This is a genomic window from Bradyrhizobium sp. 21, from assembly GCF_023073335.1.
Lineage (GTDB): Bacteria > Pseudomonadota > Alphaproteobacteria > Rhizobiales > Xanthobacteraceae > Bradyrhizobium.
On sequence record NZ_JADPJG010000002.1, the window covers coordinates 934,701 to 959,312 of the forward strand.

The 24,612-nt window shown below is 64.7% G+C and carries 21 protein-coding genes; 14 read left to right on the forward strand and 7 right to left on the reverse strand.

What is annotated here, in order from left to right; translation table 11 throughout:
• Positions 1-107 precede the first annotated feature (107 nt).
• The 4 genes from IVB31_RS04250 (at position 108) to IVB31_RS04265 (ending at position 3,860) form a co-directional block, all read left to right on the forward strand.
• The gene (locus tag IVB31_RS04250; protein ID WP_247318869.1) at positions 108-1,226 is read left to right on the forward strand and encodes a helix-turn-helix transcriptional regulator; all 1,119 of its coding nucleotides are present in this window, start codon (positions 108-110) and stop codon (positions 1,224-1,226) included.
• Positions 1,227-1,338: 112 nt separating this feature from the next.
• Positions 1,339-2,457 (forward strand): helix-turn-helix transcriptional regulator, encoded by a 1,119-nt coding sequence (locus IVB31_RS04255; RefSeq protein WP_247318870.1) that lies wholly within the window; start codon positions 1,339-1,341, stop codon positions 2,455-2,457.
• Between the two features lie 230 nt (positions 2,458-2,687).
• The gene (locus IVB31_RS04260; RefSeq protein WP_247318871.1) at positions 2,688-2,945 is read left to right on the forward strand and encodes a hypothetical protein; all 258 of its coding nucleotides are present in this window, start codon (positions 2,688-2,690) and stop codon (positions 2,943-2,945) included.
• Positions 2,946-3,131: 186 nt separating this feature from the next.
• A complete protein-coding gene (locus IVB31_RS04265; RefSeq protein ID WP_247318873.1) occupies positions 3,132-3,860 on the forward strand; it encodes a sulfite exporter TauE/SafE family protein in 729 nt (242 codons plus the stop codon).
• On the opposite strand, the gene IVB31_RS04270 is transcribed toward IVB31_RS04265, so the two are convergent.
• Complete coding sequence (locus IVB31_RS04270) at positions 3,857-7,057, reverse strand: multidrug efflux RND transporter permease subunit (protein ID WP_247318876.1); 3,201 nt, start codon at positions 7,055-7,057, stop codon at positions 3,857-3,859. The genes IVB31_RS04265 and IVB31_RS04270 overlap by 4 nt on opposite strands.
• Positions 7,058-7,208: 151 nt before the next feature.
• Positions 7,209-8,453 carry an efflux RND transporter periplasmic adaptor subunit gene (locus IVB31_RS04275; RefSeq protein ID WP_247318879.1) on the reverse strand — a complete coding sequence of 415 codons (1,245 nt, stop codon included), beginning with the start codon at positions 8,451-8,453 and terminating at the stop codon, positions 7,209-7,211.
• A 200-nt stretch (positions 8,454-8,653) separates the two neighbouring features.
• Between IVB31_RS04275 and IVB31_RS04280 the strand changes: the two genes are divergently transcribed.
• On the forward strand, positions 8,654-9,259 hold the full coding sequence (locus IVB31_RS04280) for a TetR/AcrR family transcriptional regulator (protein WP_247318881.1): 606 nt from the start codon (positions 8,654-8,656) through the stop codon (positions 9,257-9,259).
• A gap of 36 nt (positions 9,260-9,295) precedes the next feature.
• On the opposite strand, the gene IVB31_RS04285 is transcribed toward IVB31_RS04280, so the two are convergent.
• The gene (locus IVB31_RS04285; protein ID WP_247318883.1) at positions 9,296-10,792 is read right to left on the reverse strand and encodes an amidase; all 1,497 of its coding nucleotides are present in this window, start codon (positions 10,790-10,792) and stop codon (positions 9,296-9,298) included.
• A 160-nt stretch (positions 10,793-10,952) separates the two neighbouring features.
• Between IVB31_RS04285 and IVB31_RS33515 the strand changes: the two genes are divergently transcribed.
• Both IVB31_RS33515 and IVB31_RS04290 read left to right on the forward strand, forming a co-directional pair.
• Positions 10,953-11,087 (forward strand): hypothetical protein, encoded by a 135-nt coding sequence (locus tag IVB31_RS33515; RefSeq protein WP_256464283.1) that lies wholly within the window; start codon positions 10,953-10,955, stop codon positions 11,085-11,087.
• A 19-nt stretch (positions 11,088-11,106) separates the two neighbouring features.
• Positions 11,107-12,009: a ribonuclease Z gene (locus IVB31_RS04290; protein WP_247318885.1), complete on the forward strand. Its 903-nt coding sequence runs from the start codon at positions 11,107-11,109 to the stop codon at positions 12,007-12,009.
• A gap of 15 nt (positions 12,010-12,024) precedes the next feature.
• On the opposite strand, the gene IVB31_RS04295 is transcribed toward IVB31_RS04290, so the two are convergent.
• On the reverse strand, positions 12,025-12,858 hold the full coding sequence (locus IVB31_RS04295; protein ID WP_247318886.1) for an IclR family transcriptional regulator: 834 nt from the start codon (positions 12,856-12,858) through the stop codon (positions 12,025-12,027).
• A 166-nt stretch (positions 12,859-13,024) separates the two neighbouring features.
• On the opposite strand from IVB31_RS04295, the gene IVB31_RS04300 reads away from it, so the two are divergent.
• Genes IVB31_RS04300 through IVB31_RS04325 form a run of 6 tightly spaced genes read left to right on the forward strand, consistent with a single transcriptional unit; the run spans position 13,025 to position 19,690 of the window.
• Positions 13,025-13,909, forward strand: a complete 885-nt coding sequence (locus IVB31_RS04300; protein ID WP_247318888.1) for a dihydrodipicolinate synthase family protein — start codon at positions 13,025-13,027, stop codon at positions 13,907-13,909.
• A 24-nt stretch (positions 13,910-13,933) separates the two neighbouring features.
• Positions 13,934-15,379 (forward strand): FAD-binding oxidoreductase, encoded by a 1,446-nt coding sequence (locus IVB31_RS04305; protein ID WP_247318889.1) that lies wholly within the window; start codon positions 13,934-13,936, stop codon positions 15,377-15,379.
• Positions 15,376-16,482, forward strand: coding sequence for a four-carbon acid sugar kinase family protein (locus tag IVB31_RS04310; RefSeq protein ID WP_247318891.1), 1,107 nt, complete (start codon positions 15,376-15,378; stop codon positions 16,480-16,482). Before IVB31_RS04305 ends, IVB31_RS04310 begins: the two co-directional genes overlap by 4 nt.
• Positions 16,479-17,513, forward strand: a complete 1,035-nt coding sequence (pdxA, locus tag IVB31_RS04315) for a 4-hydroxythreonine-4-phosphate dehydrogenase PdxA (RefSeq protein ID WP_247318892.1) — start codon at positions 16,479-16,481, stop codon at positions 17,511-17,513. Before IVB31_RS04310 ends, pdxA begins: the two co-directional genes overlap by 4 nt.
• 16 nt (positions 17,514-17,529) lie before the next feature.
• Positions 17,530-18,660 (forward strand): iron-containing alcohol dehydrogenase, encoded by a 1,131-nt coding sequence (locus IVB31_RS04320; protein ID WP_247318895.1) that lies wholly within the window; start codon positions 17,530-17,532, stop codon positions 18,658-18,660.
• Between the two features lie 58 nt (positions 18,661-18,718).
• The gene (locus tag IVB31_RS04325) at positions 18,719-19,690 is read left to right on the forward strand and encodes a tripartite tricarboxylate transporter substrate binding protein (protein WP_247318898.1); all 972 of its coding nucleotides are present in this window, start codon (positions 18,719-18,721) and stop codon (positions 19,688-19,690) included.
• A gap of 48 nt (positions 19,691-19,738) precedes the next feature.
• On the opposite strand, the gene IVB31_RS04330 is transcribed toward IVB31_RS04325, so the two are convergent.
• From IVB31_RS04330 to IVB31_RS04340, 3 genes are all read right to left on the reverse strand, one after another.
• Positions 19,739-20,719, reverse strand: a complete 981-nt coding sequence (locus IVB31_RS04330; RefSeq protein WP_247318901.1) for a G1 family glutamic endopeptidase — start codon at positions 20,717-20,719, stop codon at positions 19,739-19,741.
• Positions 20,706-21,539: a phosphatase PAP2 family protein gene (locus IVB31_RS04335; protein WP_247318908.1), complete on the reverse strand. Its 834-nt coding sequence runs from the start codon at positions 21,537-21,539 to the stop codon at positions 20,706-20,708. Before IVB31_RS04335 ends, IVB31_RS04330 begins: the two co-directional genes overlap by 14 nt.
• A 131-nt stretch (positions 21,540-21,670) precedes the next feature.
• The gene (locus IVB31_RS04340) at positions 21,671-23,872 is read right to left on the reverse strand and encodes a BTAD domain-containing putative transcriptional regulator (RefSeq protein ID WP_247318910.1); all 2,202 of its coding nucleotides are present in this window, start codon (positions 23,870-23,872) and stop codon (positions 21,671-21,673) included.
• Between the two features lie 409 nt (positions 23,873-24,281).
• Here IVB31_RS04340 and IVB31_RS04345 point away from each other — a divergent pair, with 409 nt between their 5' ends.
• A complete protein-coding gene (locus IVB31_RS04345; protein ID WP_247318912.1) occupies positions 24,282-24,602 on the forward strand; it encodes a hypothetical protein in 321 nt (106 codons plus the stop codon).
• Positions 24,603-24,612: the final 10 nt, after the last annotated feature.

Here is a 24,612-nt window from a genome sequence, read left to right on the forward strand (position 1 = left end):
CCGGCCGGGCTGCATCCGCCCGGCCGGCGTGTCCTCCGATCGGAGGATGCCGCATCTTTTGGCTGTGGTATGCTGGGTGATATTGATCACTCAGGCCATTTATAGCCATGCACGGACCACGGAAGCTGCCCGATCTGGTCGAGGCCATCTACGATGCCGGGCTCGATCCCTCGCTGTGGAATAATGTCGTCACCGGCATCCGCGACTTCGTCGGCGGCCAGGCCTGCGGGCTGTTTTCCAAGGATTCGATCAGCAAGTCCGGCGTCACGCACTATTATTGCGGGGCGGACCCACATTACATCCAGCTCTATTCCGAGACGCATTCGAAGTTCGACCCGCTCACGGTGCTGCCGCCGCACGGCCGGATCGTCAGCATCCCCGAGCTGGTCAATTTCGATGAATATCGGCGCGGGCGCTTTTACCGGGAATGGATGCAGCCGCAGGGCTGCAGTGATGCGGCCAATGTGGTGCTCGAGAATTCGAATGCGAGCTGCCCCGTGATGATGACGGTGCTGTCGGGCCGCCGGATGGTGGATCCGGTGATGAAGCACCGCCTCTCGCTGATCGTGCCGCACGCCAGCCGCGCGTTGCTGATCAACCGCGCCATGACCTCGCAACCGACGCTGGCGACAGCGTTGGCGGATGTCCTGGACAATCTGGCCTGCGGCATCTTCCTGCTCGATGCCTTCTGTCGGGTGGTGCACGCGAATTCCGCAGGACGCGCCTTGCTCGCGGCCGACGATCTGGTTCGGTCCGTTGCCGGGCAACTCGTGACCAGCAGCGCGGAGGCTAACCAAGGACTGCGGGAAGCGTTCGCGACCCGCAATGAAATTGCCCCGCTAGCCGCAAACAGTCCTGCGTTTCCGCTGCTCTCACCCTCGGGTGAGCGCTATGTCGCGCACATCCTGCCGCTGTCGTCCGTCCTGCGGGACGGCAGCGAGCGGGTGGTCGATGCTGTCGGTGCGCTTCTCCTGCGCAAGGTCGCGCTCGGCGGACAATCGTACGGCGAATTGATCGCGCGGACCTTCGATCTCACGCCGGCCGAGCTGCGCGTGGTCCTGTCGATCGTCGAGGTCGGCGGCGTCCCGGAGACGGCGGCAGCGCTCGGCATCGCCGAAACGACCGTGAAGACGCATCTGCATCGCGTGTTCGCCAAGACCGGCGTTTCGCGTCAGGCCGATCTCGTCAAGCTTGCGGCTGGATTTTCAAACCCGCTCGTCAACTGAGCCGTTAATTATTCCTTCAGGGTTGAACCTTTCGCTGCCGCGACAGACTCACAGAAGCCACCGGGCATGAAGAATATCTCGCCATTTCCATGTGTCACTACTGGCTCTTCCGATGCCCCGACCTCCGAAACCGTCCGAGTTGATCGAGACCATCTATGATGCGGGCCTACACCCTGAGTTGTGGAGCGATCTCGTTATCAAGCTCAACGCTTTCATCGGCAGCCAGGCCTGCGGTCTGATCTCGAAGGACCCCGTCAGCAAATCAGGCGCGACGCATTATTACTGTGGGGTCGATCCGCGCTACATTCAGCTCTATGCCGAGACCTACGCCCGGTACGACCCACTTGCCCGGCTTCCGCGTTATGGCGAGGTGCGCAATATCCCCGATCTCGTCGATTTCGACGAGTATCGCGGCGGCCGCTTCTATCAGGAATGGCTGCGCCCCCAGGGCTGCGTCGATGTCGCCAATGTGGTGCTAGAGCAGTCGAAGTCGCCGTGCCCGATGCTGATGACCGTGATCCCGGGCAGGGAAATGCTCGACGCCGAGCAGCGGGCACGGATGCAGTTCCTGGTTCCGCATGCGAGCCGGGCGCTGCTGATCAACCGGGCGATCGAGCGGAAGCAGCAGCGCGCGATCGCACTCGCCGACGTCGTGGACCGACTGAATGCCGGCGTCATCCTGCTCGATTCCGCCTGTCATATCGTCCACAGCAATCCGGCCGCGGAGACGATCCTGGCCGCCGATGACGTCCTGCGGTCTGTCGCGGGCCGGCTGGTGGCACGATCCTCCGCTGCAAATTCGGCCCTGCGCGATATCTTCCGTGACGCAGCCGAAGTCGCGTTGGCGGCATCGTCGGGGCGGAAAATTCCGCTGCTGTCGCATGACGGTTCGTACTACGTCGCGCACGTCATCGCGCTGCCGTCGCTGCTGCGCGAAGGTGCGGCGGAGCGCAGTTCGGCCGTCGGCGCCTTGTTCGTCTTGAAAGCGGAACCCGACGGCCGCTCGTCTGCCGGCGTGATCGATCGCGCGTTCGACCTCACGCCTGCGGAGCTCAGGGTCTTGCAGTCGATCGTCGAGGTCGGCGGCGTGCCGGAGACGGCAATTGCGCTCGGCATCGCGGAGACGACGGTGAAGACGCATCTGCATCGCGTGTTCGCCAAGACCGGCGTTTCTCGTCAAGCCGATCTCGTCAAGCTCGCAGCTGGATTCTCCAATCCGCTCGTGCACTGACGCGTCTCCGAGGCGCGATGCGAGTCGCACCAGCTCGCAACAGGTTCAATCAGAAGCATCATTAGAAAGTTATCGCGCGTCGTTCGATCGAATGACGCGATTTTCGGCGTTCTCGCCTACGAAACGTCCCACGATCTGTTGTTCGGCGCTTTCCATCGTTGTGTGAAGCAACTCACTGCAAGCGAAACTGAATCCCGGCAATCTCTCGTACAGGTTGAGAGGAGATCGTCATGCGAACGATGTCACCTGGTTTGGCCGGCAAGTTCCGCAGCATTGTCGCGCGGGTAGGCGCGGTGTTCCGCGCACAGCGCGAGATCGACGCGCGGCGCGCGTTGCGGCGCTATCGACACCTGGTGCAGCCGCCGCATGAAACATTGCCTTTGAATGAAATCATTCCGGTCAGCAACGAAAAGGATATTTCAGGACATGCCCACGGATTTGATGCGTGCAAGCAGGCCGCCGGCCAGCCAAAATTCGAACGTGCGTAACGTCAACATCGTCGCTCTCGCGCTGACCGCGGCGCTCGTCGCCCTTCAACTGGTTGGCCTCGCGATGCTGGAACGGTCTCACGCTCACGCGATGCATGTGTCGCTTCCACGCGAGCCGGCCGTTTGCACCGAGAGCGCCGACGTTCCTGTCTCGCAAATTCCTTACGATTGACCGGAGGGCGCATTGTGCCTGATGTCACGACTCTGATTCTACTCAGTGTTGCCGTATTCGCCGGAGCGTTCGTCTCGGGGCTCTCGGGTTTTGCATTCTCAGCGGTGGCGGGCGCCATTCTGCTCCGGGTGTTTCAGCCGCTCGAAGCCGTGCCGCTGATGATGGCGTGCAGCATCGGCGTGCAGGCCACCAACCTGTGGGCGCTTAGGCGCAGCATTCGCTGGGAGGGCAGTCTGCTGCTGATCGTCGGCGGCTTGATCGGCGTTCCCATCGCTGTCTCGCTGTTGCAGAGCACGGACACGCACCTGCTCAGGCGCGGTTTCGGCATCGTCGTCGCGCTCTATGCCGCCTACATGCTGCTGCGGCCGACGCTGGTGACGGCCGGCGAGGCGGTCGGGCGGCACTGGGTCGCGCTGATCGGGTTCGGTGGAGGGCTGGTCGGCGGGCTGACCGCGATGCCCGGCGCGATCCCGACGATCTGGTGCGATATGCGCGGCATGCCCAAGAGCGAGCAGCGCGGCCTGGTGCAGCCGTTCATCGCCGCGATGCAGCTGTTCGCGATCGCGCTGCTGGTCGGACACCAGGATCTGTCGTCAAAAGTGTTCGTCGATCTCGCGGTCAGCCTGCCGGCGCTGTTCGCAGGCTCCGCGCTCGGCGTGATCGCCTTCCACAGGGTCAACGAGACGGTCTTTCGCAAGACCGTGCTCGTTCTGCTGTTGCTATCAGGGATCTCGCTGATCTAGTGCCCAGGATTGGTGATTGAGCCTTGAACCGGCGCCGCGCTGGTGCCGCTGCCATGATGCACCAGCGGCTTCATGCCGGTGACGGTCCGCAGCAGTACATAGAACACCGGCGTCAGGAACAGGCCGAAGACGGTGACGCCGATCATGCCGGAGAACACGGCGACGCCCATCGCGCGGCGCATCTCCGAGCCGGCGCCGGTCGAGAGCACCAGCGGCAAGACGCCCATGATGAACGCCATCGACGTCATCAGGATCGGGCGTAGCCGTAAGCGGCTCGCCTCGATCGCGGCCCGGATCGGCGTGCGGCCCGCGAATTCGAGCTCGCGCGCGAATTCGACGATCAGGATCGCGTTCTTGGCCGAGAGGCCCACCAGCACGATCAGGCCGATCTGGGTGAAGACGTTGTTGTCGCCCTTGGAGATCCAGACGCCGAACATCGCCGCCAGCAACCCCATCGGCACGATCATGATGATCGAGAGCGGCAAGGTCAGGCTTTCATAGAGCGCGGCCAGCACCAGGAACACCAGCAGGATCGCCAGCGGGAATACCCAGAGGCCGGAATTGCCGGCGATGAACTCCTGATAGGTCAGGTCGGTCCATTCGAAGGCAAAGCCGGACGGCAATGTCTCCGCCGCGATCCGCGTCGCGACCTCCTGTGCCTGGCCCGATGAATATCCGGGCGCAGCCGCCGCGTTGATGTCGGACGACAGGAACCCGTTATAGCGGATCGCGCGCTCGGGGCCCGCGCTCTGGCGGATCGTCATCAGTGCGGACAGCGGCACCATGTCGCCGGAGGACGAGCGCACCTTCAACTGCCTGATGTCGTCGGCCCGCGCGCGGAACGGCGCATCGGCCTGGACATAGACTGAGTAGGTGCGGCCAAACTTGTTGAAGTCGTTGACGTAGTAGGACCCCAGATAAATCTGGAGGGTGTTGAAGACCTCGGTTACGGGCACGCCCAGCTGCAGCGCCTTGGTGCGGTCGATGTCGGCGAACAGCTGCGGCACGTTGACCTGGAAGCTCGAGAACACGCCGGCGATCTCCGGCGCCTTCTGCATCGCCGCCGTGAACGCCTTCGTCGCCTCGTTCAGCGCCTCGTAGCCGAGACCGGCGCGGTCCTCGATCTGCAGCTTGAAGCCGCCGATCGTGCCGAGACCGTTGACCGGCGGCGGCGGGAACATGGCGATGAAGGCTTCCTGGATGCCGGCGTATTTCTTGTTGAGGTCGGCGGCGATGGCGTTGCCGCTCAACGCCGGATCCTTGCGTTCGTCGAACGGTTTCAGCGTCGAGAACACGATGCCGGCGTTGGACGAGTTGGTGAAGCCTGAGATCGACAGGCCTGGGAACGCGACCGAGCTCTCGACACCGGGCTGGGTCAGCGCGACGTCGCTCATCTTGCGGATCACCTCTTCGGTGCGATCCAGTGCTGCGCCGTCGGGCAGCCGCGAGAAGCCGACCAGATATTGCTTGTCCTGGCCCGGCACGAATCCGCTCGGCACCTGCTGGAACAGGAAGACGGTCACGCCGACCAGGACCAAATAGAGGCCCATCACGGCCGCCTTGCCTGAGATCACTTTGGTGACGGTGCCGCTGTAGTTTTCGGACGAGCGCGTAAAAGCCTTGTTGAAGCCGCGGAAGAACCAGCCGAGGCCCTTTTCCATGATCAGCGTCAGCCAATCCTTCGGCTCGTTGTGCCCCTTGAGCAGGAGTGCCGACAGCGCCGGCGACAGGGTCAGCGAGTTCACCGCGGAGATCACCGTCGAGATCGCGATCGTCAGTGCGAACTGCTTGTAGAACTGCCCGGTGAGGCCGGAGATGAAGGCGAGCGGCACGAACACCGCGATCAGCACCATCGCGATGGCGATGATCGGACCTGACACCTCGCGCATCGCCTGATAGGTGGCGTCGCGCGGTGACAGTCCGCCCTCGATGTTGCGCTCGACGTTCTCGACCACGACGATGGCGTCGTCGACGACGATGCCGATCGCGAGCACCAGGCCAAACAGGCTGAGCGCGTTGATGGAGAAGCCGAACAGATGCATCACCGCAAACGTGCCGACGATCGAAACCGGCACCGCCAGTAGCGGAATGATCGAGGCGCGCCAGGTCTGGAGGAACAGGATGACGACCAGAACCACCAGGGCGATCGCTTCCAGCAGCGTGTGGATGACCGCCTCGATCGAGGAGCGCACGAACTGGGTGGGATCGTAGACGATCTGGTAGGACACGCCCTCCGGCATGTTCTTCTTGATCTCGGCCATGGTGGCGCGGACGTGGTCGGAAATCTCCAGCGCATTGGAGCCGGGCGCCTGGAAGATCGGGATCGCCACGGCCTGCTTGTTGTCGAGCAGCGAGCGCAGGCCGTATGAAGAGGCGCCGAGCTCGATGCGCGCGACGTCGCGTAAGCGCACGACCTCGCCACGGGTGCCGGTCTTGACCACGATGTCGCCGAACTGCTCCTCGTTTGCGAGCCGGCCTTCCGCATTGACGGAGAGTTGCAGGTCGATGCCCTGGACGTTGGGGGAGGAGCCGACCACGCCGGCGGCGGCCTCGACGTTTTGTGCCTGGATCGACTTGACGATGTCGCTTGCGGTCAGGCCGTGCTCGGCGGCCTTCTGCGGATCGACCCAGACCCGCATCGAATAGTCGCCGGCGCCGTAGAGCTGGACGTCGCCGACGCCGTCGATGCGCGCCAGCCGGTCCTTGACGTTGAGCACCGCGTAGTTGCGCAAATACGTCATGTCGTAGCGGCCATTCGGCGACAGCAGATGCACGACCATGGTGAGGTCGGGCGACGACTTCTTGGTGACGATGCCGAGCTGGCGCACCACTGCGGGGAGGCGCGGCTCGGCCTGCTGCACGCGGTTCTGCACGAGCTGCGTCGCCTTGTCGGGATCGGTGCCGAGCCGGAATGTCACCGTCAGCGTCATCGCGCCGTCGGTGGTCGCCTGGCTCGACATGTAGAGCATGTTCTCGACGCCGTTGATCTGCTCCTCGATCGGCGTCGCAACGGTCTCCGCGATCACCTTGGGATTGGCGCCGGGATAGGTCGCGCGGACCAGGACCGAGGGCGGCACCACGTCGGGATATTCCGAGATCGGCATCGCGAACAGCGAGATCAGGCCGGCGAGGAAGATCAGGACCGACAGCACGCCGGCAAAAATCGGACGATCGATGAAGAACTTTGAGAGATTCATGGCCTTGCCCCTGCGCGAGAGACGACTCTCCCGTCATCCCGGGGCGCAGGCGAAGCCCGCGAACCCGGAATCAAGAAGTGACGTCCTGGTAGTTCAACGATTTCGTCATTCCGGTCCGCGCCGCCCGCGTGTACCGGAATGACGGAGAAAGCTAACGCTGCACGACGTCCTGATTGCTGTGGTTGGATGCCTGCTGCGGCCCCCGCGCGCCCATCGCCGCGACCTCCGTCTTGAGGAGGGCGCCCGGACGCACGCGCTGGAGGCCGTTGACGATGATGCGGTCGCCGGTCTTCAGCCCGGCGGTGACGATACGCAGCCCGTCGACCGAGCCGCCGAGCGTGATCGGCCGGTAGACTGCACGGCTGTCGTCGCCGACCGCCATCACGAACTTCTTGTCCTGGTCGGTGCCGATCGCACGCTCGTCGATCATCACCAGCGTCTGCTGCTTGGGCTGGCCCATGCGGACGCGGGCGAACTGGCCGGGGATGAGACGCCCGTCCTCGTTCTGGAATACCGCGCGGACGCGGATGGTGCCGCTCTGGCCGTTGACCTGGTTATCGATGAGCTGGATGTGTCCCTTCGCCGAGAGGCCGCCTGAGGTCGCCATCTCGACCGGGATCTGGTCGAGCTTGCCGCGCAGGCCGGAGGTATCCGCGATCGAGTTCAGTGCACGCAGCACGACCTCTTCATCCGCATCGAACGACGCGTAGATCGGGTTGACGGAAACCAGCGAGGTCAGCACCGGGGAGGCGGTGCCGGCTGCGACGAGATTGCCGACGGTGATCTCGAACTTGCCGACACGGCCGTCCACCGGCGCGCGCACCTCGGTGTAGTCGAGATTGAGCTTTGCCGTCTGGAGTGTCGCCTCGGCGGCCTTGACGTTGGCGATGGCTTCGCGATTGGCGTTGTCGCGCTGGTCGTAGTCGCGCCGCGTGACCACGGCGTTGCCGACGAGCTGCGCGCCGCGCTCGAGCTCACTCTGGGTGAACACGACGCGCGCCTTGGCAGCTTCGAGCTGCGCGTTGGCCTTGTCGACCTCCGCCGCATAGGGCGCCGGGTCGATCTTGAACAGCACATCACCGGCTTTCACCAGTGCGCCCTCGGTGAAGTTGGTCGACATGATCGCGCCGGCCACGCGCGGGCGAAGCTCGACGCGTTGGATGGCCTCGAGCCGGCCGGAGAAATCGTCCCACAGCACGGTCTGCTTTGGCTCGATCATCGCGACGGTGACGGAGACGGCCTGTTCAGCGGCGGCGGCCGTTGCGGCGGCTTGCGCTGCACGGAAGTAGTGACCGGTCGCGATCGAGCCGCCGACGGCGAGGGCGCCCACGACGGCGACGCCACCGAGAAGACGGCGAAAACGGCCGGTGCGGGCAGTATTGTGAGAGGGATGCATTTGCGCGCTCCAGATATGTAGTGTTCACTACAGATGTGGGTCTGGATGCCGCAGTGCAAGATACTTATGTACCATTCACTAAGAAAATTGTAGCGGCATACCGCAAGCATTGGAAGTGGCTGAGAAAATAAAGCTAGAACAAATAGATAGAGTCAGGCGTTAGATCCAGGGACGACGCCGATTCCGAGGAGGACAGGCAGATGGGCATGGGACGCCCCCGCGAATTCGACGCCGAAACGGCGTTGGACCAGGCGATGGAAGTGTTTTGGCGCCACGGCTATGAGGGCGCCACCATCGCCGAGCTCACGGAGGCCATGGGCATCAATCCGCCCAGTCTTTACGCTTGCTTCGGCAACAAAGAAGGCCTGCTGAAGGCCGCGCTCGACCGCTACACCAAGCTGCGCGGCGTCTGGATGGACGAGGTGGTGGCAGCGCCGACCGCCCGCGAGGTCGCCGAGCGAATGCTGCTCGGCATCGCCGACAAGCAGACCGACCCCGCCAATCCGCCCGGCTGCCTGCTCGTGCAAGGCGGCATCGCCTGCGGCACCGGCTCTGAAAGCGTCCCCTTCGAACTCGCCGCCCGCCGCGCCCAGAACGAAGACCAGCTCCGCGACCGTTTTGTGCGCGCCAAGGCCGAAGGCGATCTCAAGGAGAGCACAGATCCCGCAGCGCTGGCGCGCTACGTCTCGGCCGTCGCGGTCGGCATGGGCGTGATGGCGTCGTCGGGCGCGGATCGCGAAGCGCTGCGGCAGGTGGCGAGCGTCGCGGTGCAGGCAGTCGAGATGCAGGCGGTTGAGCGAACGTGATGGCTGCCACGCCACTGGCCTCTATCACCTCGCGGACTACATCGCAGAGAGCGCCGGCGGCGGGACGAAGCCGCCGAACTCGCGTTCGATCAACCCAGCCAGCGCGATCGTCGTGCGGTCCTCGAGATAAGGTCCGATGATCTGGACGCCGACCGGCAGGCCCGAAGGCGTACGCTCGATCGGAACGGCGGTCGCGGGCAGTCCGCAGGTCGATGCGGGGTCTGCCCAGATGAAGCACGCATCGGCGTAGGGATGTGCCTTGCCATCGATGTCGAGCTGCCGCGCGTCGAACGGCTCGGATTGGTCCTGTGGAAAGGCTGGCACGGCGGCAGCGGGGTAGATCACTGCGTCGAACTCGCGGAAGAGCTGGTACCACTGCTGTTGCAATTGCAGGCGGATAGCGTCGGTCGCCAGCCACTCACGATGGTTCATGCCCCATCCGCGGGCGCGCTCGGCCTGCAAGCTACGGTCGTCGGGCAAGAGTGCCGCAGCAAGCCCTTGCGCCTCTGCGAGTGCGGCCGGTGTCAGACGTGGACTTCTCGCTCCGTTCAACAGCTTCATGTAGAGCCGTGCCGAGTCCGCAAGATCAGGCAGCGACGTGCTCGCGCGAGCCAGCCGCGCGCCCGATTGCTCGAGGCGCTCGGCCAATCGTCCGATGGCTGAGCGCACCGCGTCACCCGTCGGCATCAGCGGATGGGTATCGATCACGAGGATCCTGAAATCCTTGAGATGGTCATGGCGCGGGGCGGGCAGCGCAAGGCGATAGCCGATCCCGTCGCGGGTCTCGTCGGGGCCGGCAATCACGTCGAGCGCCAACGCAAGGTCCGAGGCAGTGCGCGTCATCGGCCCGACGACAGCCAGATCACCCTGGCCCGGGACAGGCGGTGCCGGCGGCATGCCGTATCCGCGCAGCGGGACCAGGCCGAGGCTTGGCTTGTGTCCGAACACGCCACAGAAATGCGCCGGCACCCGGATCGAGCCGCCGATATCCGAGCCGATCGAGAGTGGACCGAAACCAGCCGCCAGCGCCGCGCCCGATCCGCCTGAGGAGCCACCGGGGGAACGGCCGAGGTCCCACGGGTTGTTCGTCGTCCCGTAGATCTCGTTATAGCTCTGGAAATCCCTCAGACCGATCGGGATGTTGGTCTTGCCGATGATGATGGCGCCCGCCGCCTTGAGCCGCGAGACGACAAGGGCGTCTTCCGCCGGTTGAAAATCCTTGAAATGCGGAAAGCCCCATGTCGTCGGCAGGCCGACGACATTGAACGGTTCTTTGAGGCTCACGGGGATGCCGAGCAACGGCAGCCGCTCGCCGCGGGCAAGCGCGGCATCGGCGGCGCGCGCGGCGTCTCTTGCGCGATCGAAATCGCGAACGATGACCGCGTTGATTGGCCCGTCCAGCGCCTCGATGCGCGCGATCGTATGCGCGAGCAGCTCTGACGCAGAGACCTTGCGCGAATGCAGGGCGCCCAGCAGTGCGCCAATCGAGCCGTAGTTCAAGTCAGCGGCATCTGAGGTCATCACGAACTCCATTGTATCTCATCGCCGTGTCGATCCTGTCCGGCCGAAATCTGACGCGGACATCGAACATGCAATATTGAGAGCGGGATGAGGAGGCGGCGCAACGGGAACCAGATCTGCCCGCCGGTCGGGGCGGGAGCTGGTCGCGACCAGTGTGCCTTCCGAACGGTTAATGGCATCGCACTGGTGGATCACGCCGAAGGCGGCGCTCCGTCGCCAGATCGCGGGATACGCGCTCCTTGCCGCGCTCTATGCGGGATCGATGGGCCTGTACGCGCTGCTGCTCGCGTGGCATTGGGGAGGGTGAAGCCTGGATACCGACCACCATGTTCGCCCTGACATTTCTCGGGACCTCGGCAAGCGTTCCATCGGCTGAGCGCAACCATCCGGCCCTTCTCGTCGAGGCCGCGGGCAAGCGCATCCTGATTGATTGCGGCGAGGGCACGCAGCGCCAATTGCTGCGCAGTGGCGCCGGCTTTCGGCGGCTCGACCGCATCCTGTTGACGCACGGCCATTTCGATCACGTGCTCGGCATCCCCGGCCTGTTCTCGACGCTGGGGTTGCGCCAGAGCGCCGACGCGATGACCGTTCACGCGGGACCGAGGACGCTCGACATCGTCACCCGCATGCTCGCGGGCCTGTGGGGCGAGGGCAGGGCGCCGATCCCCGTGCAATTCGTAGCCCTGACCGAAGGGCAGGTCATCGACGCCAGCGACTTCACCATCGACAGCTTTCCGATCCGCCACCGCGACACCGACAGCTTCGGCTTCGTCTTCAAAACGCCCGCACGTCGCCATCTCTTGTCCGACCAACTCTTGGCGCTTGGTGTCCCCGACGGCCCCCTGCGCGGAGAACTGGCCGCGGGACGGCCGGTCGTGATCGCCGATCGAACGATCGATCCCGAGGAGGTTTTGGGACCGCCCAGCGGCGGCAGGAAGCTCGTCGTGATCGGCGACACCGAAACCACTGACGGGCTCTCGAGACATGTCGCCGACGCCGATCTGCTGGTGATCGAGGCGACGTTCCTCGACCGGGACGCCGCGACCGCGCGGAGCTACGGCCATCTCACCGCGACCGAAGCCGCTTCGTTTGCCGCTGCAAACAATGTGGGGCAGCTCGTGCTGAATCACATGTCGGGGCGCTATCGGGACGGAGAGATTTTGGCCGAAGCGACAAGGATTTTTCCGAACACGCGGATCGCCGCCGACTTCGATCAGGTAGTGATTTAGGCGCGGCAGGCGCACTCATCTCGTCAACCCCGATTTGATCGCGAGATCCTGCACCTCCCGCGTCACCTGCATCAACCTTGGCAGCGCCTGGTCGCGGAAAGTGGGCATGTCCATACGCATCGCATCAACGGTGACGCTCAATCCGCCGATCACAAGACCCTGGGCGTCGAAGATCGGCGTTGCCAGCGTGCGTAGGCCATAGGCGTTCTCGCCGTCGGAGACGGCATGGCCCTTCTTCTTCACCTGATCGAGCCGGGCTAGCAGGGCATCGAGATCGGTCAGCGTCCGCTCCGACAGCTTTACGCGGGGCCGTGTCTCCAACCGCTCGATCTGCTCGTCTCGCGTCAGATGCGCCAGCATGGCATGGCCGAGGGCGGCACTGTAGGCAGGAATGCGCGTGCCGGGCCTGCGATCCATCTTGTGGCGGTCGAGGCCCGCGCCGATCCGCGCGAGATAGATCACGTCGCCGCCGTCGAGGATCCCAAGCGAGGCCGCGTCGCCGACATCAGGTACGAGATCGCGCAGCAGCGGCTCGACGATCGGCCGCAACGATCCGTGCGACAGCACGGTATAGCCGAGGTCGAGGCAGGCGACCCCGAGGCGGAACCGGCGGCTCTGCGGAACGGCCTGGACATAGCCGAGTTCGACCAAGGTCTGGATCAGCCGGAACGCCGTCCCGCGATCGAGATCGGCGCGTGCGGCAATCTCACTCAGGGTCAGCTCGAAGGCCTCGCTGGTGAAGCTCTTGAGCACGGCGAAGGCCTTGCCGACCGAGGCGACGTAATTCTTGGGGTTCTTTGCGCCCATTTCTGATGCGCGCTTTGTGGCCTTCTTTTCGATCCTGGCCATGCTCTAATGCCTCGCCATGACATGTCGCCCTTGACGTGGCGGCAAGCTGATTTTACGACAGGCCAAGCTAATAACAAATGTTCGCATTCCGAACAACATCGATTTGACGATCGGAGGAAGTTTGTCGACATCATCGCTGCCCCCCCAATCTTTGCACCCTCATGGCGTGTTCTCCGCCGCGCTGACGCCGCTCGACGCCGAGCTCGCCCCTGATCATGCGCGCTTCGTCGCGCACTGCCGCTATCTGCTCGACGAAGGCTGTGATGGCATCGCGCTGCTCGGCACCACCGGTGAGGCCAACTCCTTTTCGGCCGCCGAGCGCACCGCGCTGCTCGAAGCGGTGGTCGCCGCCGGCATCGCGCCGCAGCGGCTTCTGCCCGGCACCGGCGTCGCCGCGCTCAGCGAGACTATCGCCCTGACGCGTCATGCGCTCTCGGTCGGGGTCGATACCGTGGTGATGCTGCCGCCGTTCTACTACAAGGGCGTCACCGATGACGGCATCTATGCTTCCTACAGCGAAGTCGTGCAGCGCATCGGCGATGCCAGGCTCAAAATCGTGCTCTATCATATCCCGCAGATGTCGGCGCAGCCGATCTCGCATGCGCTGATCGAGCGGTTGCGCGCGGCTTACCCGGCGACGTTCACCGGCATCAAGGATTCCTCCGGCGACTTCGCCAACATGACCGCGATGGTCGAACGCTTCCCGGGCTTCTCGGTCCTGGTCGGAGCTGATCCGTTGCTGCTCCCGCTGCTGCGCAAGGGCGGCGGCGGCTGCATCACCGCAACCTCCAATCTCATCGCGCGCGACCTAGCCTATGTCTACAAGCACTTTCGCGATAGCGACGACGACGCGGCACTGAAAGCGGCGCAGGCGCGCATCGTCAAGGCGCGCGAGTTGGTCTCGCGTTTCCCGCAGATGGCCTCGCTGAAGGCGCTGACGGCCGACCGTACCGGCCACGCCGGATGGCAGCGCCTGCGGCCGCCGCTGGAATCCTTGCCGCCGGGACAGGTGAAAGAGCTGCTCGCGAATGCGACGGCATGCGCCGCCTAGCGCGGCGCGCGACGAGGCGATCCGATGTCCGACTCTTTCCCTGATGCGTTGACCGGGCTTGCCGCCATCGTCGGCGACAAGCACGTGATCGCGTCCGGGCCCGACCAGGAGCCCTATGTGGTGGACTGGCGCGGGCGCTACCACGGTCGCGCCGCCGCTGTGGTGAAGCCCGGCTCGACCGCCGAGGTCGCCTCCGTCGTCAAATACTGTGCCGGGCGGGGGCTCGCGATCGTGCCGCAAGGCGGCAACACCGGCATGTGCGGCGCCGCGACGCCGGACGAGCGTACGGCCAACGTCGTGATCCGCCTCGACCGCATGCGGGCCGTGCGCGACGTCAGTCCGCTCGCCAACACCATCACCGTCGAGGCCGGCTGCATCCTCGCCGAGGTGCAGAATGCGGCCCGTGCGGTGGATCGCTACTTCCCCTTGAGCCTGGGTGCCGAGGGCTCCTGCCAGATCGGCGGCAACATCTCGACCAACGCCGGCGGTACGGCCGTGCTGCGCTACGGACCGATGCGCGATCTCGTGCTCGGGCTGGAGGTCGTTCTGCCCGACGGGAGGATTTTCAACGGCCTCCGTGCGCTGCGCAAGGACAACACAGGTTACGCGCTCAAGCAGCTCTTCATCGGCGCAGAGGGGACACTCGGCATTGTCACCGCTGCCGTGCTGAAATTATTCTCGCCGCCGCGCAGCTCCGCACTGGCGCTACTCAAATTGCAGAGCGTCGAGCAGGCGCTCGAGATCATGCAACGCCTGCGCGGTGCAGTCGGCGACCGGCTCGGCAGCCTCGAGATCATGTCGCGATCGCAGATCGAGGCGATCGCGGAGACCGTGCCTGATGTTACGATCCCGTTCGAACTGACGACGCCGTGGTATCTGATCGTCGAGCTAACCGACACGCTCGCGGGCGTCGATCTCGATGAGCCGCTCGCCACAGTGCTCGCGGCCGCAATGGAGGCCGGGCTCACTGAGGACGTCATCCTGGCGTCCAACCTCGCGCAGGCGAAGGCGATCTGGGCGGTCAGGCACAGCGTGTCCGAAGGCAACAAGCGCAGCGGCTATGTCGTGTCGCACGACAGCGTGGTGCCGCTGGAACGTCAGGCTGCCTTCGTCACCAATGTCGAGGCCCGGATCAACGCCGCCGTGCCGCATGCGCGCGTCGTGATGCACGGGCATATCGGCGATGGCAATATTCACGTGATCGCGCTGATCGACCGCGCGCGTTGCCAGGACCCCGCGGCGACCGCCGCGCTGGTGGCTGAGATCAACGAGATCGTCGACGACGAGACCGCGGCGCAGGGCGGGGCGATCAGTGCCGAACACGGCATCGGCATCACCAATCGCGGCCGGCTTGCCCGCGTCACCGATCCCCTCGATATCGAACTGATGCGCGGCATCAAGCAACTGCTCGATCCCAAGGGCCTGATGAACCCGGGCAAGATTTTCAATGCCGGAGGCGCGGGGAGATGACGAGCGTCCGCCTGCTTGCCGACGATCTCACCGGTGCGCTCGACACCGCCGCGGAGTTCGTCGGTCTGTGCGGACCGTTCAACGTCACCTGGCCGGAAGCGTCCACTCCGCAGGATTCCGGAAGCCTCGCGATCGACAGCGGTAGCCGCGAGCGGTCGAAGGCCGAGAGCGTCGAGATCGTCAGTCGGCTGGCGCCGTTGCTCCGCGAGGCGACCATCGCTTACAAGAAGGTCGATAGCCTGCTGCGCGGCGCATGGGCCGCCGAACTCGGCGCCTGTCTGCGTAGTGGCCATTGGGCGTCGTGCGTGGTTGCGCCTGCCTTCGACTATCAGGGGCGCCGCACCGTTGGTGGCCAGCAATTTGCGCGTACCGTGCAAGGCGATTGGCATCGGGTCGGAGATAGTCTCCTGACCCAATTGCAAATCCAGGGCATCGAAGCGCGGCAGGGCCGGGCCGATACGCTCTCGCAAGGCGGCGTTCAGGTTTTCGATGCCGAGAGCGATATCGAGCTCGACCGTGTCGTCGACATGGGACGGCGGATGCCGGGGCCCCTGCTCTGGTGCGGAAGCGGCGGGCTGGCCGGGGCGCTCGCCCGCAGCCATCGCGCCGATGCGCCGGGCCGGTTGAAGCTGCCGGTGCTGGGGCTGTTCGGCTCCGACCAAATTGCCACCGCCTCTCAGCTGGCTGCCTGCGGTGATGCCACCGTTGCGCTTGCGGAAAATGAGGGCGCGATGCGTGTCCAACGCAAGCTGGCCGATGATGGCGTGGCGCTGGTCAAGTTCTCCCTCGCCGACGGTCTGACCCGCGCCGAGGCGGCGCGGCGGATCGCGCGCGAGATGACGGCGCTGATCGCGGCACTTGAACCGCCGGGCACGTTGATCGTTGCCGGCGGAGAGACCTTGAAGGCCGCCTGCGTTGCCTTTGGCGCTCATGCCCTGCAGGTGACAGGACGCATCGTGCCGGGGTTGCCGCGCTCGGTCTTGCAGGGCGGTCGCTGGGCCGGCGTCGATGTGATCTCGAAATCCGGTGCATTTGGCACCAGCGAGCTCTGGCGCGATCTGCTCCGCACCAATCATTTGCTCAACATGGAGAGCCCGACATGACCTCTCGCCATCTTGCCATCACCATGGGCGATCCGGCCGGGATCGGGCCGGAGATCATCATCAAGGCCTGCGTCGGGCTGAAGGACCGGATCGCAACGGGCGATCTGCGTCTGCTGATCATCGGCAGTGGCGCAGCGCTCAATGGCGCGAAGGCCACGATCGGTGCCGGCATTGCGATTCCGGAAGTGAGCGCTGAGGATCGCGACTGGCCGAACCTCTGCTTCCTCCAGGCCGACGTCGAGGGCGACCCGATCAAGCCCGGCGTATTGAGCGCCGACGGCGGACGCTTCGCCTACAAGGCGATCGAGCAGAGCGTGCGCCTGACGCAGGCGGGACGGACGGCGGCCATCGTCACGGCGCCGCTCAACAAGGAAGCCCTCAACAAGGCCGGCTATCATTTCCCTGGCCATACCGAGATGCTGGCGCATCTCACCGGTGTGCGCGGCTCGGTGATGCTGCTCGCCCACGGCAACATGCGCGTCAGCCATGTCTCGACCCATGTGGCGCTGGAGGACGTGCCGAAGCGTCTGACGCCGGAGCGCCTGCGCCTGGTTATCGACCTCACCAACGATGCTCTGCTTCGGCTCGGCATCGCCAACCCGAAGATCGCCATCGCCGCGCTCAATCCGCACGCCGGCGAGGGCGGTCTGTTCGGCCGGCAGGACATCGACGTGTCAGCGCCGACGATTGCGCAAGCGGTCGCCGACGGCCTCGATGTCGTCGGTCCCGTGCCCGGCGACACCATCTTCGTCAAGCTGCGCGCCGGTCAGTACGATGCCGCCGTGGCGATGTATCACGACCAGGGACACATCCCCGTCAAGCTGCTCGGCTTCCAGATCGATCCCGCGACCGGCCGCTGGCAGGAGCTCTCCGGCGTCAACATCACGCTGGGCCTGCCGATCATCCGCACCTCCGTCGATCACGGCACCGCCTTCGATATCGCAGGCAAGGGTATCGCCAACGAGCACAGCCTGATCGAGGCCATCGACTATGCCGAACGGCTGGCCGCTGGCGCCTCCGCATCCAAGTGACGAGATCGAGCCCACGATGACCAACGCTTTCACGCCCATCGAAATCCTTCGCCCCACCGTCCTCGAATTCGGCTGCGGCACGATCACCGCAGCGGCGCGCTTCGCCGAGCGCATCGGCGCCAAACGACCGCTGGTGATTGCCGACCCCTTCAACGCGCGCCGCGTCGACACGCTGGCGCTGCCGGGTGCAGTGAAGGTGTTCGGCGAGGTGAAGCCCGAGCCGGACCTGCCCAATCTCGACAAGGCCGTGGCAATGGCACGCGACGTCAAGCCCGATCTCGTCATCGGCTTCGGCGGCGGCAGCGCGATGGATCTCGCCAAGCTGGTGGCAGTGCTCTGTACTTCCGAGGTCGCCTTTGCCGATATCGTCGGTCCCGAGAAGGTGGCCGGCCGCAGCGTGGCGCTGATGCAGATCCCGACCACGTCGGGCACCGGCAGCGAGGCCGGCACCCGCGCACTCGTCACCGATCCCGTCAGCCAGAACAAGCAGGCGGTGCAGAGCCGCTTCATGCTGGCTGATATCGCCATCGTCGATCCGGATCTGACGATGACCGTGCCGAAGGAGATCACCGCGGCGACCGGCGTCGATGCGCTGGCGCATTGCGTCGAGGCCTATACCAGCCGCAAGGCGCATCCGGCGATCGACCTCTACGCGCTCGAAGGCGCCCGGCTGGTCGGCCAATATCTCAAGCGTGCGGTCGCCGATGGCGGCGATCGCGAGGCGCGCGCGGGTCTGGCGCTGGCCTCGCTGTATGGCGGCTATTGCCTCGGGCCTGTGAACACGACCGCCGGCCATGCGGTGGCCTATCCGCTCGGCACGCGCCATCACGTGGCGCACGGGCTCGCCTGTGCGGTGATCTTCCCGCACACGCTGGCGTTCAACATGCCAGCGGCCGAGGCGAAGACGCTGGCGGTGCTGGCGGCACTCGGACTGCCGGCGCAGAGTGATGCGAAGCTCGCGTTCGAGGCGACTTACGGGTTCTGCAAGAATCTCGGCATCGAGATGCGGCTGTCCGCGCTCGGCGTGCCCCGGGACGATCTCGGCGTGATGGCCGACGAGGCGCACGCCATTCGTCGCCTGCTCGACAACAATCCGCGCGACCTCGGACGGGATGCGATTCAGACCATGTACGAGGTCGCGTTCTAGCCATCTCCGCGCACGCGCGCGGCAGCCGATCAACAACAGGAAATGCAGAGGAACTTCGATGAGATCGATGTGGCTTGTTCTTGCCTCAGTCGTGATGCTGGCGACGTCGCCGGCGAACGCGCAGGACGCTTATCCGTCCAAGCAGGTAACGGTGATCGTTCCCTTCGCTGCCGGCGGCACCGCGGACATTTTCGCGCGGATGGTCTCGAACCATCTGCAAGTGAAGTTCGGCAAGCCGTTCGTGGTCGAGAATGTCGGCGGCGCCGGCTCCATCCTCGGCGTGACACGGCTGGCGAAGTCCGCCCCCGACGGCATCACGCTCGGGCTTGCCAGCACGTCCGCACTTGCAATCAACCCTTCGCTCTACGGGCCGAAGCTCAGCTACCAGCCGGACAGGGACCTCGCGCCGGTCGCCCAGATCAGCGTCGTGCCCAACGTTCTCGTCGTCAACCCCGACAAGATCAAGGCGCGCACTGTGCCGGAGCTGATCGCCTTTCTGAAGGCGAATCCGGACAAGGTTTCGTTCGGCTCGGCCGGCGTCGGCACCTCGCAGCATCTCGCCGGCGAGCTGTTTCAGCAGATGACCGGCACCAGGATGGTGCACGTGCCCTACAAGGGCTCGAGCCAGATGCTGACGGATCTGCTGGGTGGCCAGATCGATCTCGCCTTCGACAACGTACCGTTGCTGCTGCCGCAGGTGAAGACCGGCCAGCTCGCGATGCTGGCGACGGCAACGCCGAAGCGCGCAGACTTCGATCCGCAAGTCCCCGCGGTCGCCGAATTTTTGCCCGGCTTCGAGGCGGTTGCCTGGCACGGCTTCTTCGTCCCCGCGGCGACGCCGAAGCCGATCGTCGAAAAGCTCTCGGCCGAGATCCGCGCCTTCATGCAGCAGCCCGAGACGGTGCAGAAGATGGCCGGGCTCGGCGCAGCCGCGGTCGCGGTGGATTCCGAACCGTTCGCGGCCTACATCGCCGCGGAAACCGCGCGCTGGAAGAAGGTGATCGAAGCCGCGAACATCAAGCTGGATTAGGCGGCAAGCGTCCTGCTGGCGCGACAATCGTGTATGCGCAGTGGGTGCTTATGTCGGCTCCTGGAACGTACATCTGACGCCAACCGAGCCGTCCTTGTCCTGCCTTGGCTCCGGGCTCGAGACGGTGACGGTACGATAGGGATCCGCGAAAGCCTCGCGCATGGAGATCATGTGTGCGCTGTCGTCCAGCGTCATCAAGCGGCCGGGCGCGAGTGGTCCATCGGCTGCTCGCGCCATGCAGTGCCTGAAATCCACGAAGCCATAAGCGGGAAGCGCAAAGAGCTGGCCGCTGGGCGGGTCCGTCGGCCGCTCCATTACCCATTCCACCGATGATCCGAGCGGCTCGATCACGCCGGGTGGCTGGGCGAGGAACGAGCGAAACTCGCCGGTGCTCTGGTTCTTGATGAAGTACAGGACGTCGCCGCTGACCTGAACCGCAAGACCGGCGAGGATCTCGTCGCCGGTATTGACTGGCAAGTTGTCGATCAGCGTGATTCCCTGTTGTGGCGTGTCTGTTACCTCATCCGCCGCGGAGTTGCGCCACCACTCCCACCACGCAAAGTGCTGGGGCTTGTGATTGGGCCAGTGGCCGGTACCGATTTGAGCAAGGGAAATGTTCGGTACCGTGCCGTCGTGGCCGTCGAGGCCGACCCATAACAGCGATCTTGGATCGTCCGAGGGCGTGAAGAGTGGGGGTGTTGACGGGAGACGGACGTCCGGCGCACTCCATCCGGCCGCTGCGAATACGAACCGGTCTGGTGAGGGCGAAGAGATTAGCGCTCCCGACCAATTCTCCAGCGATTCGCGCGGACCTGCCAGCGACGGAGGATCGATGTCGCTGAAGGTCGGTCGCCTTGCCGTGAAAGGCGGCGAGACGAGTCTTTTCCAGAACGCGTACAAGCGCGGCTCGTTGGCGGCATCCGGTCTTTGCGGAATGCCGTAGAGGTCGAGCTTGTCGGCCGCCGCGTCGAGAAGATTGAAGCCGGCCGGCACGACTTCGTAGAAGCCGTGGCCATTATTCTTGGACATGTTTCCCTCCTGGGAAGGCGCCAGTTTTGCCCCACTCGCTCCTGGCGTTGTCGACGAGGTCTGCGAACTTCGGCAGATATGTCCGATCCAGGAGAATTTTGCCGGTAATAGCCGCCGCGAGCGTCACCCCGGCCCTGGAATCCGATGGATAGTGAAGACCGGCGATTTCGCGATTCCGCGCGATCCTATCGGCAAGAGCGCCAAGCGACTTTCCGATCGTGGTTCGCTCGGGCGCCGCCGGTGTAGGAGCCGGGTCCCCGAGCCAATTCGGCATCACTTCCGTGAGAAGCGCCGCAAAGACGTGGGCCTGGGTCGCGTGTCCGCTTGGGAATGAAGCGTGCCCCCCGTGCTGGATCGGCGACATGAATCCCGGGACCACCTGCGTGGGGCGTGGACGATTGAAATGAGCTTTGTAGTGCATCGAGATCAGCGCCGTGAGCGCGTCGGCGACGATCAGCATGCGCGATGTCGCCGGGTGTGTCGTCGCCGTCGCGGACACGAGATGCAGGAATTTGCTGATGAATTCGTCAGCCTCGGTTACGATTTCGTCGATCGCCTCAGGGCGCTCGGTGAATGCCATCTCTTTCAACTTGGCGATGTCGGTATCGAGGGCACTGTCCCATGGGGTTGGTCCGGCCCCGAGCAGCGCAAACCCGCCCAGTCTGTCGAGCCAATCGGCCCGACGGGCAAGATCGGACATCACCACCCACGCATACCAGCGGGTGGACCACAGGGACATGCCAAAGCCCTTGGCATTGAACCTGACGCCGGCGATTTCTGGATCCTTTCCGAATTGGAGCCGGGCACGATCGGCGAACATGACGCCGCCCGCTCCGCCACTACCGCCATATCCGCCGTAGCCTCCATATCCCCCGTATCCGCCGTACCCGCCGTATCCCCCATATCCGCCTGCCATATCGACCTCCTCTGTTGCGATCTGTTGGTACCGCCTTAGGTGCTTCCGTGCCGAAGCGTCGACGCCAGCCGGGAGAGCGCCGCTTCGATGCGCGTCAAGGCCGGCTTCGGCCACGGCGACAGCGCGATCCATCCCATGTCGATCTCGCCTGCCTTCATGAGCAAACGGGCATGGGCCTGCGCCTCGGCGAGACGTCCGCTCTCCATGAGAGCAGCGACGAGAACCCGCAGGTTCACCTGATTGTTGGGCAGGAGTGTCGCGACCCGCATCGCGTGCTCGATGGCGGGGGCAATATCCTTCATGGCAAAGTGCGCCTGAGCCGAAATCATCTCCGCGAACCAGGCGTGCCGGTCCCGCGGCGAAAGGCGCAGATTGATGGCCGCGTCGCGTAGTGCGTCCTGGTAGTTTTCGCAGCGAACATGCACGGCGGCCCGGTACGCGAATGCGAGTGCCAGATTCGGCGTGAGCTCGAGCGAACGGTCGAGCTGCTTGAGTGCGCCGGTATGGTCGTGCTTGCACTGCGACAGCGTGTAGCCGCCGACGGCATTGGCAAGCGGATCGGCCGAATTGCGCTCCAGCGCTCGTTCGGCAAGCGCCCGCGCGGTCTCGCGTTCGTTCAGTGCGTTCGCAGACCACCCGCGCGCCACGCGCTGCATGTGCCAGATGGCGCTGTAGGACAGCGGCGGCGCCCAATTGGGACTGAGGACATGCGCCCGTTCGAAATTGGTTCGCGCCGTCACGAATGTCGTGTAGTCCGGACTGAACATCTGGTCGTAGCCGACCAGGGCCAGCTGGTAGGCGTCGAGATCGTCTGGTCTCTTCTGCATCGCGCGATGAAGCTCCCGGTCGCGGACTTGAGGCGCCAGCGAGCGGATGACCTCGACGGCGATGCGGTCCTGCAGGTCGAAGACGTCGGCCGCAGTTCCGCTGAGGCGATCGACGCGGACGACTTCGACTGTTTCGGCGGCCACCAGTTCGGTCGAGATCCGGATCTGGTCGCCGGCGCGCTGAATGGTTCCATGAAGCAGATATTGCGCATTGAGATCACGGCCGATGGCGCGCAGATCCAGCGTCTGCGACATCGGGATCATCGTCGATCCCCGGGATATGACGAACAGCTCCTTCAAGCTCGACAGGGCCTGGACGACACTGTCCACGATACCGATCGTGAATTGAGGCTCCAGCGTTGGCGACAGCGCGCGAAAGGGAAGAACGGCAACCGATGGTCGGCTGGCGTCAAATCCGACCAGGCCGACGGCCGGTGCCGCTACAAAGGGCAGCGCCGGGCGTACGACGGTCTCGGGCTGCTGCTGTCGCAAGCCGGCAATCAAGTCCTGCGTGAGCTTGTGCGGCTCGATGTCGTAAGTATCTTCGAGCTGGCGCCAGAGCCGGGCATAGACCGCCAGCGCGGCACCGATGCTTCCAGCCGCGATGTGGCTCCTGATGAGAACACGAACGGCCCGCTCGTTCTCGGAGTCCAGTCGGTACATGGCCTTCGCCGCAGCTTCCGCGGTGGCCGTGACGATCGTTTGCCCCTCATCCGGCAGCAGCCTCGCCAGTGCATCGATCAGCCGTTCGTGAATCAGCGGCCGTGTCTCGGCCAGCCAGTCCGAAAATGCCGGGTCGACACCTTCGAGATCGTCGAGAATATCGTCGGTCAGGCGTTCGTGTGCGAGCAGGGTTGGATGGACGACACCGCGCTCGGCATCCGAGATGATCTCCATCACGTCACACGCCACCCGTTCGATATCGAGCGCCACGTGCATCTGGTCTGCATGGAAGTGCGAGCAGCCGCGCGCCTTCAGTTCGCGCTGGATCTGACTGAGCGATTGACGCAGCGAACCCTTCGCGAGCGGGTCTTCCTTCTCGCTCCAGAGTAGCCCGATCAATTTGGTCCTGGGCAAGTGGCGTGCGGAGGAGAGCATCATGTAGCCGAGAAGCGCTTGCGCCTTTCGGCCGAGTCCGATCTCGTGCCCGTCCACCGATGCCGAAAATGCTCCGATGATATTGAGCCTGAGGCGGCCGGACGCGCTTTCGCCAACCGCCGTATCGCCGTTGACTCCCGACATCTCGTCCCATCCCCCGTCGACATCGTCGACGACAGTGTAGGAGGGCAGGTCCCGGGAGCCGATGCTTGGTGGAATGCAGATGATCGGTTCGCGTTGTCCGCGAAGCCAATGACACGTGAGCTCAGGAATGCAGCCCGCCGGATGTGGTGCAATGCGCAAATGGTACATCTTGGGTTGCCAGATGGTCAAGGGTTGCGGATTGATCGAAATGCGACCTGACGGGCGAAATGGAAAACGCTCCTCACTTCGACCCGACCGGCGTGAAACGAGCGTGAATGGCCGTTTTTCAGCCGCCTGCGCCCGCCCGTGAGCCAGTTGCCACGTCGCCGGCAACTCGTGCGCGAGTGGGATTTGCCTTGTTCGCGTCGCCCGACATGCCGCTGTCAGCGGCACAAGGTGTCGTCACGGTCCGACGACGTTCCTCAGCCTGCGGCGCGCGGGCATCAAGGTCCGGCCATCGGCACGGAGTCTGGCCCGCGCATCGCATTCACGGGCCATTCACGTTCGGCTTCGCGTCGCCGGTCTATGTTGGCTCCAGCATCGAACGATCGCGCAACTTGGCAGAGGGGAGAGCGTCATGACTGTCCTGCTGAGAGACACATTCAAGGCTTGGATCGACCGCGCCCCGGGCGCGCCGCCCAAGCTGATCATGATTGGCCACGTGCGGGTACCGACCAATGGCTGGCAGGCCCGCCTGACCAAGCGCTCGCCACAGGGCGTCAACCCGAAGATCCTGATCCTCGACGTGAACACGCTGCAGCAGGGTGGTGAAGCACAGGACGCGATCACGACGATCCCGCTCCGCTACGAAGAGAGCCCGCCGCAGGACGAATATGGCCAGGTGATGATCGCGAACGGCAAGGGTGAAATCGTCGTCCGCATCTGTGACGCCCACTGAATGACGTGTT

Excerpts from the sequence above, each read along its gene's own strand:
- IVB31_RS04250 (WP_247318869.1), top strand. The coding sequence starts at position 108 with ATGCACGGACCACGGAAGCTGCCCGATCTGGTCGAGGCCATCTACGAT.
- IVB31_RS04255 (WP_247318870.1), top strand. The coding sequence starts at position 1,339 with ATGCCCCGACCTCCGAAACCGTCCGAGTTGATCGAGACCATCTATGAT.
- IVB31_RS04260 (WP_247318871.1), top strand. The coding sequence starts at position 2,688 with ATGCGAACGATGTCACCTGGTTTGGCCGGCAAGTTCCGCAGCATTGTC.
- IVB31_RS04270 (WP_247318876.1), bottom strand. The coding sequence starts at position 7,057 with ATGAATCTCTCAAAGTTCTTCATCGATCGTCCGATTTTTGCCGGCGTG.
- IVB31_RS04275 (WP_247318879.1), bottom strand. The coding sequence starts at position 8,453 with ATGCATCCCTCTCACAATACTGCCCGCACCGGCCGTTTTCGCCGTCTT.
- IVB31_RS04280 (WP_247318881.1), top strand. The coding sequence starts at position 8,654 with ATGGGCATGGGACGCCCCCGCGAATTCGACGCCGAAACGGCGTTGGAC.
- IVB31_RS04285 (WP_247318883.1), bottom strand. The coding sequence starts at position 10,792 with ATGGAGTTCGTGATGACCTCAGATGCCGCTGACTTGAACTACGGCTCG.
- IVB31_RS33515 (WP_256464283.1), top strand. The coding sequence starts at position 10,953 with ATGGCATCGCACTGGTGGATCACGCCGAAGGCGGCGCTCCGTCGCCAG.
- IVB31_RS04290 (WP_247318885.1), top strand. The coding sequence starts at position 11,107 with ATGTTCGCCCTGACATTTCTCGGGACCTCGGCAAGCGTTCCATCGGCT.
- IVB31_RS04295 (WP_247318886.1), bottom strand. The coding sequence starts at position 12,858 with ATGGCCAGGATCGAAAAGAAGGCCACAAAGCGCGCATCAGAAATGGGC.
- IVB31_RS04305 (WP_247318889.1), top strand. The coding sequence starts at position 13,934 with ATGTCCGACTCTTTCCCTGATGCGTTGACCGGGCTTGCCGCCATCGTC.
- IVB31_RS04310 (WP_247318891.1), top strand. The coding sequence starts at position 15,376 with ATGACGAGCGTCCGCCTGCTTGCCGACGATCTCACCGGTGCGCTCGAC.
- pdxA (WP_247318892.1), top strand. The coding sequence starts at position 16,479 with ATGACCTCTCGCCATCTTGCCATCACCATGGGCGATCCGGCCGGGATC.
- IVB31_RS04320 (WP_247318895.1), top strand. The coding sequence starts at position 17,530 with ATGACCAACGCTTTCACGCCCATCGAAATCCTTCGCCCCACCGTCCTC.
- IVB31_RS04325 (WP_247318898.1), top strand. The coding sequence starts at position 18,719 with ATGAGATCGATGTGGCTTGTTCTTGCCTCAGTCGTGATGCTGGCGACG.
- IVB31_RS04330 (WP_247318901.1), bottom strand. The coding sequence starts at position 20,719 with ATGTCCAAGAATAATGGCCACGGCTTCTACGAAGTCGTGCCGGCCGGC.
- IVB31_RS04335 (WP_247318908.1), bottom strand. The coding sequence starts at position 21,539 with ATGTTCGCCGATCGTGCCCGGCTCCAATTCGGAAAGGATCCAGAAATC.
- IVB31_RS04340 (WP_247318910.1), bottom strand. The coding sequence starts at position 23,872 with ATGTACCATTTGCGCATTGCACCACATCCGGCGGGCTGCATTCCTGAG.
- IVB31_RS04345 (WP_247318912.1), top strand. The coding sequence starts at position 24,282 with ATGACTGTCCTGCTGAGAGACACATTCAAGGCTTGGATCGACCGCGCC.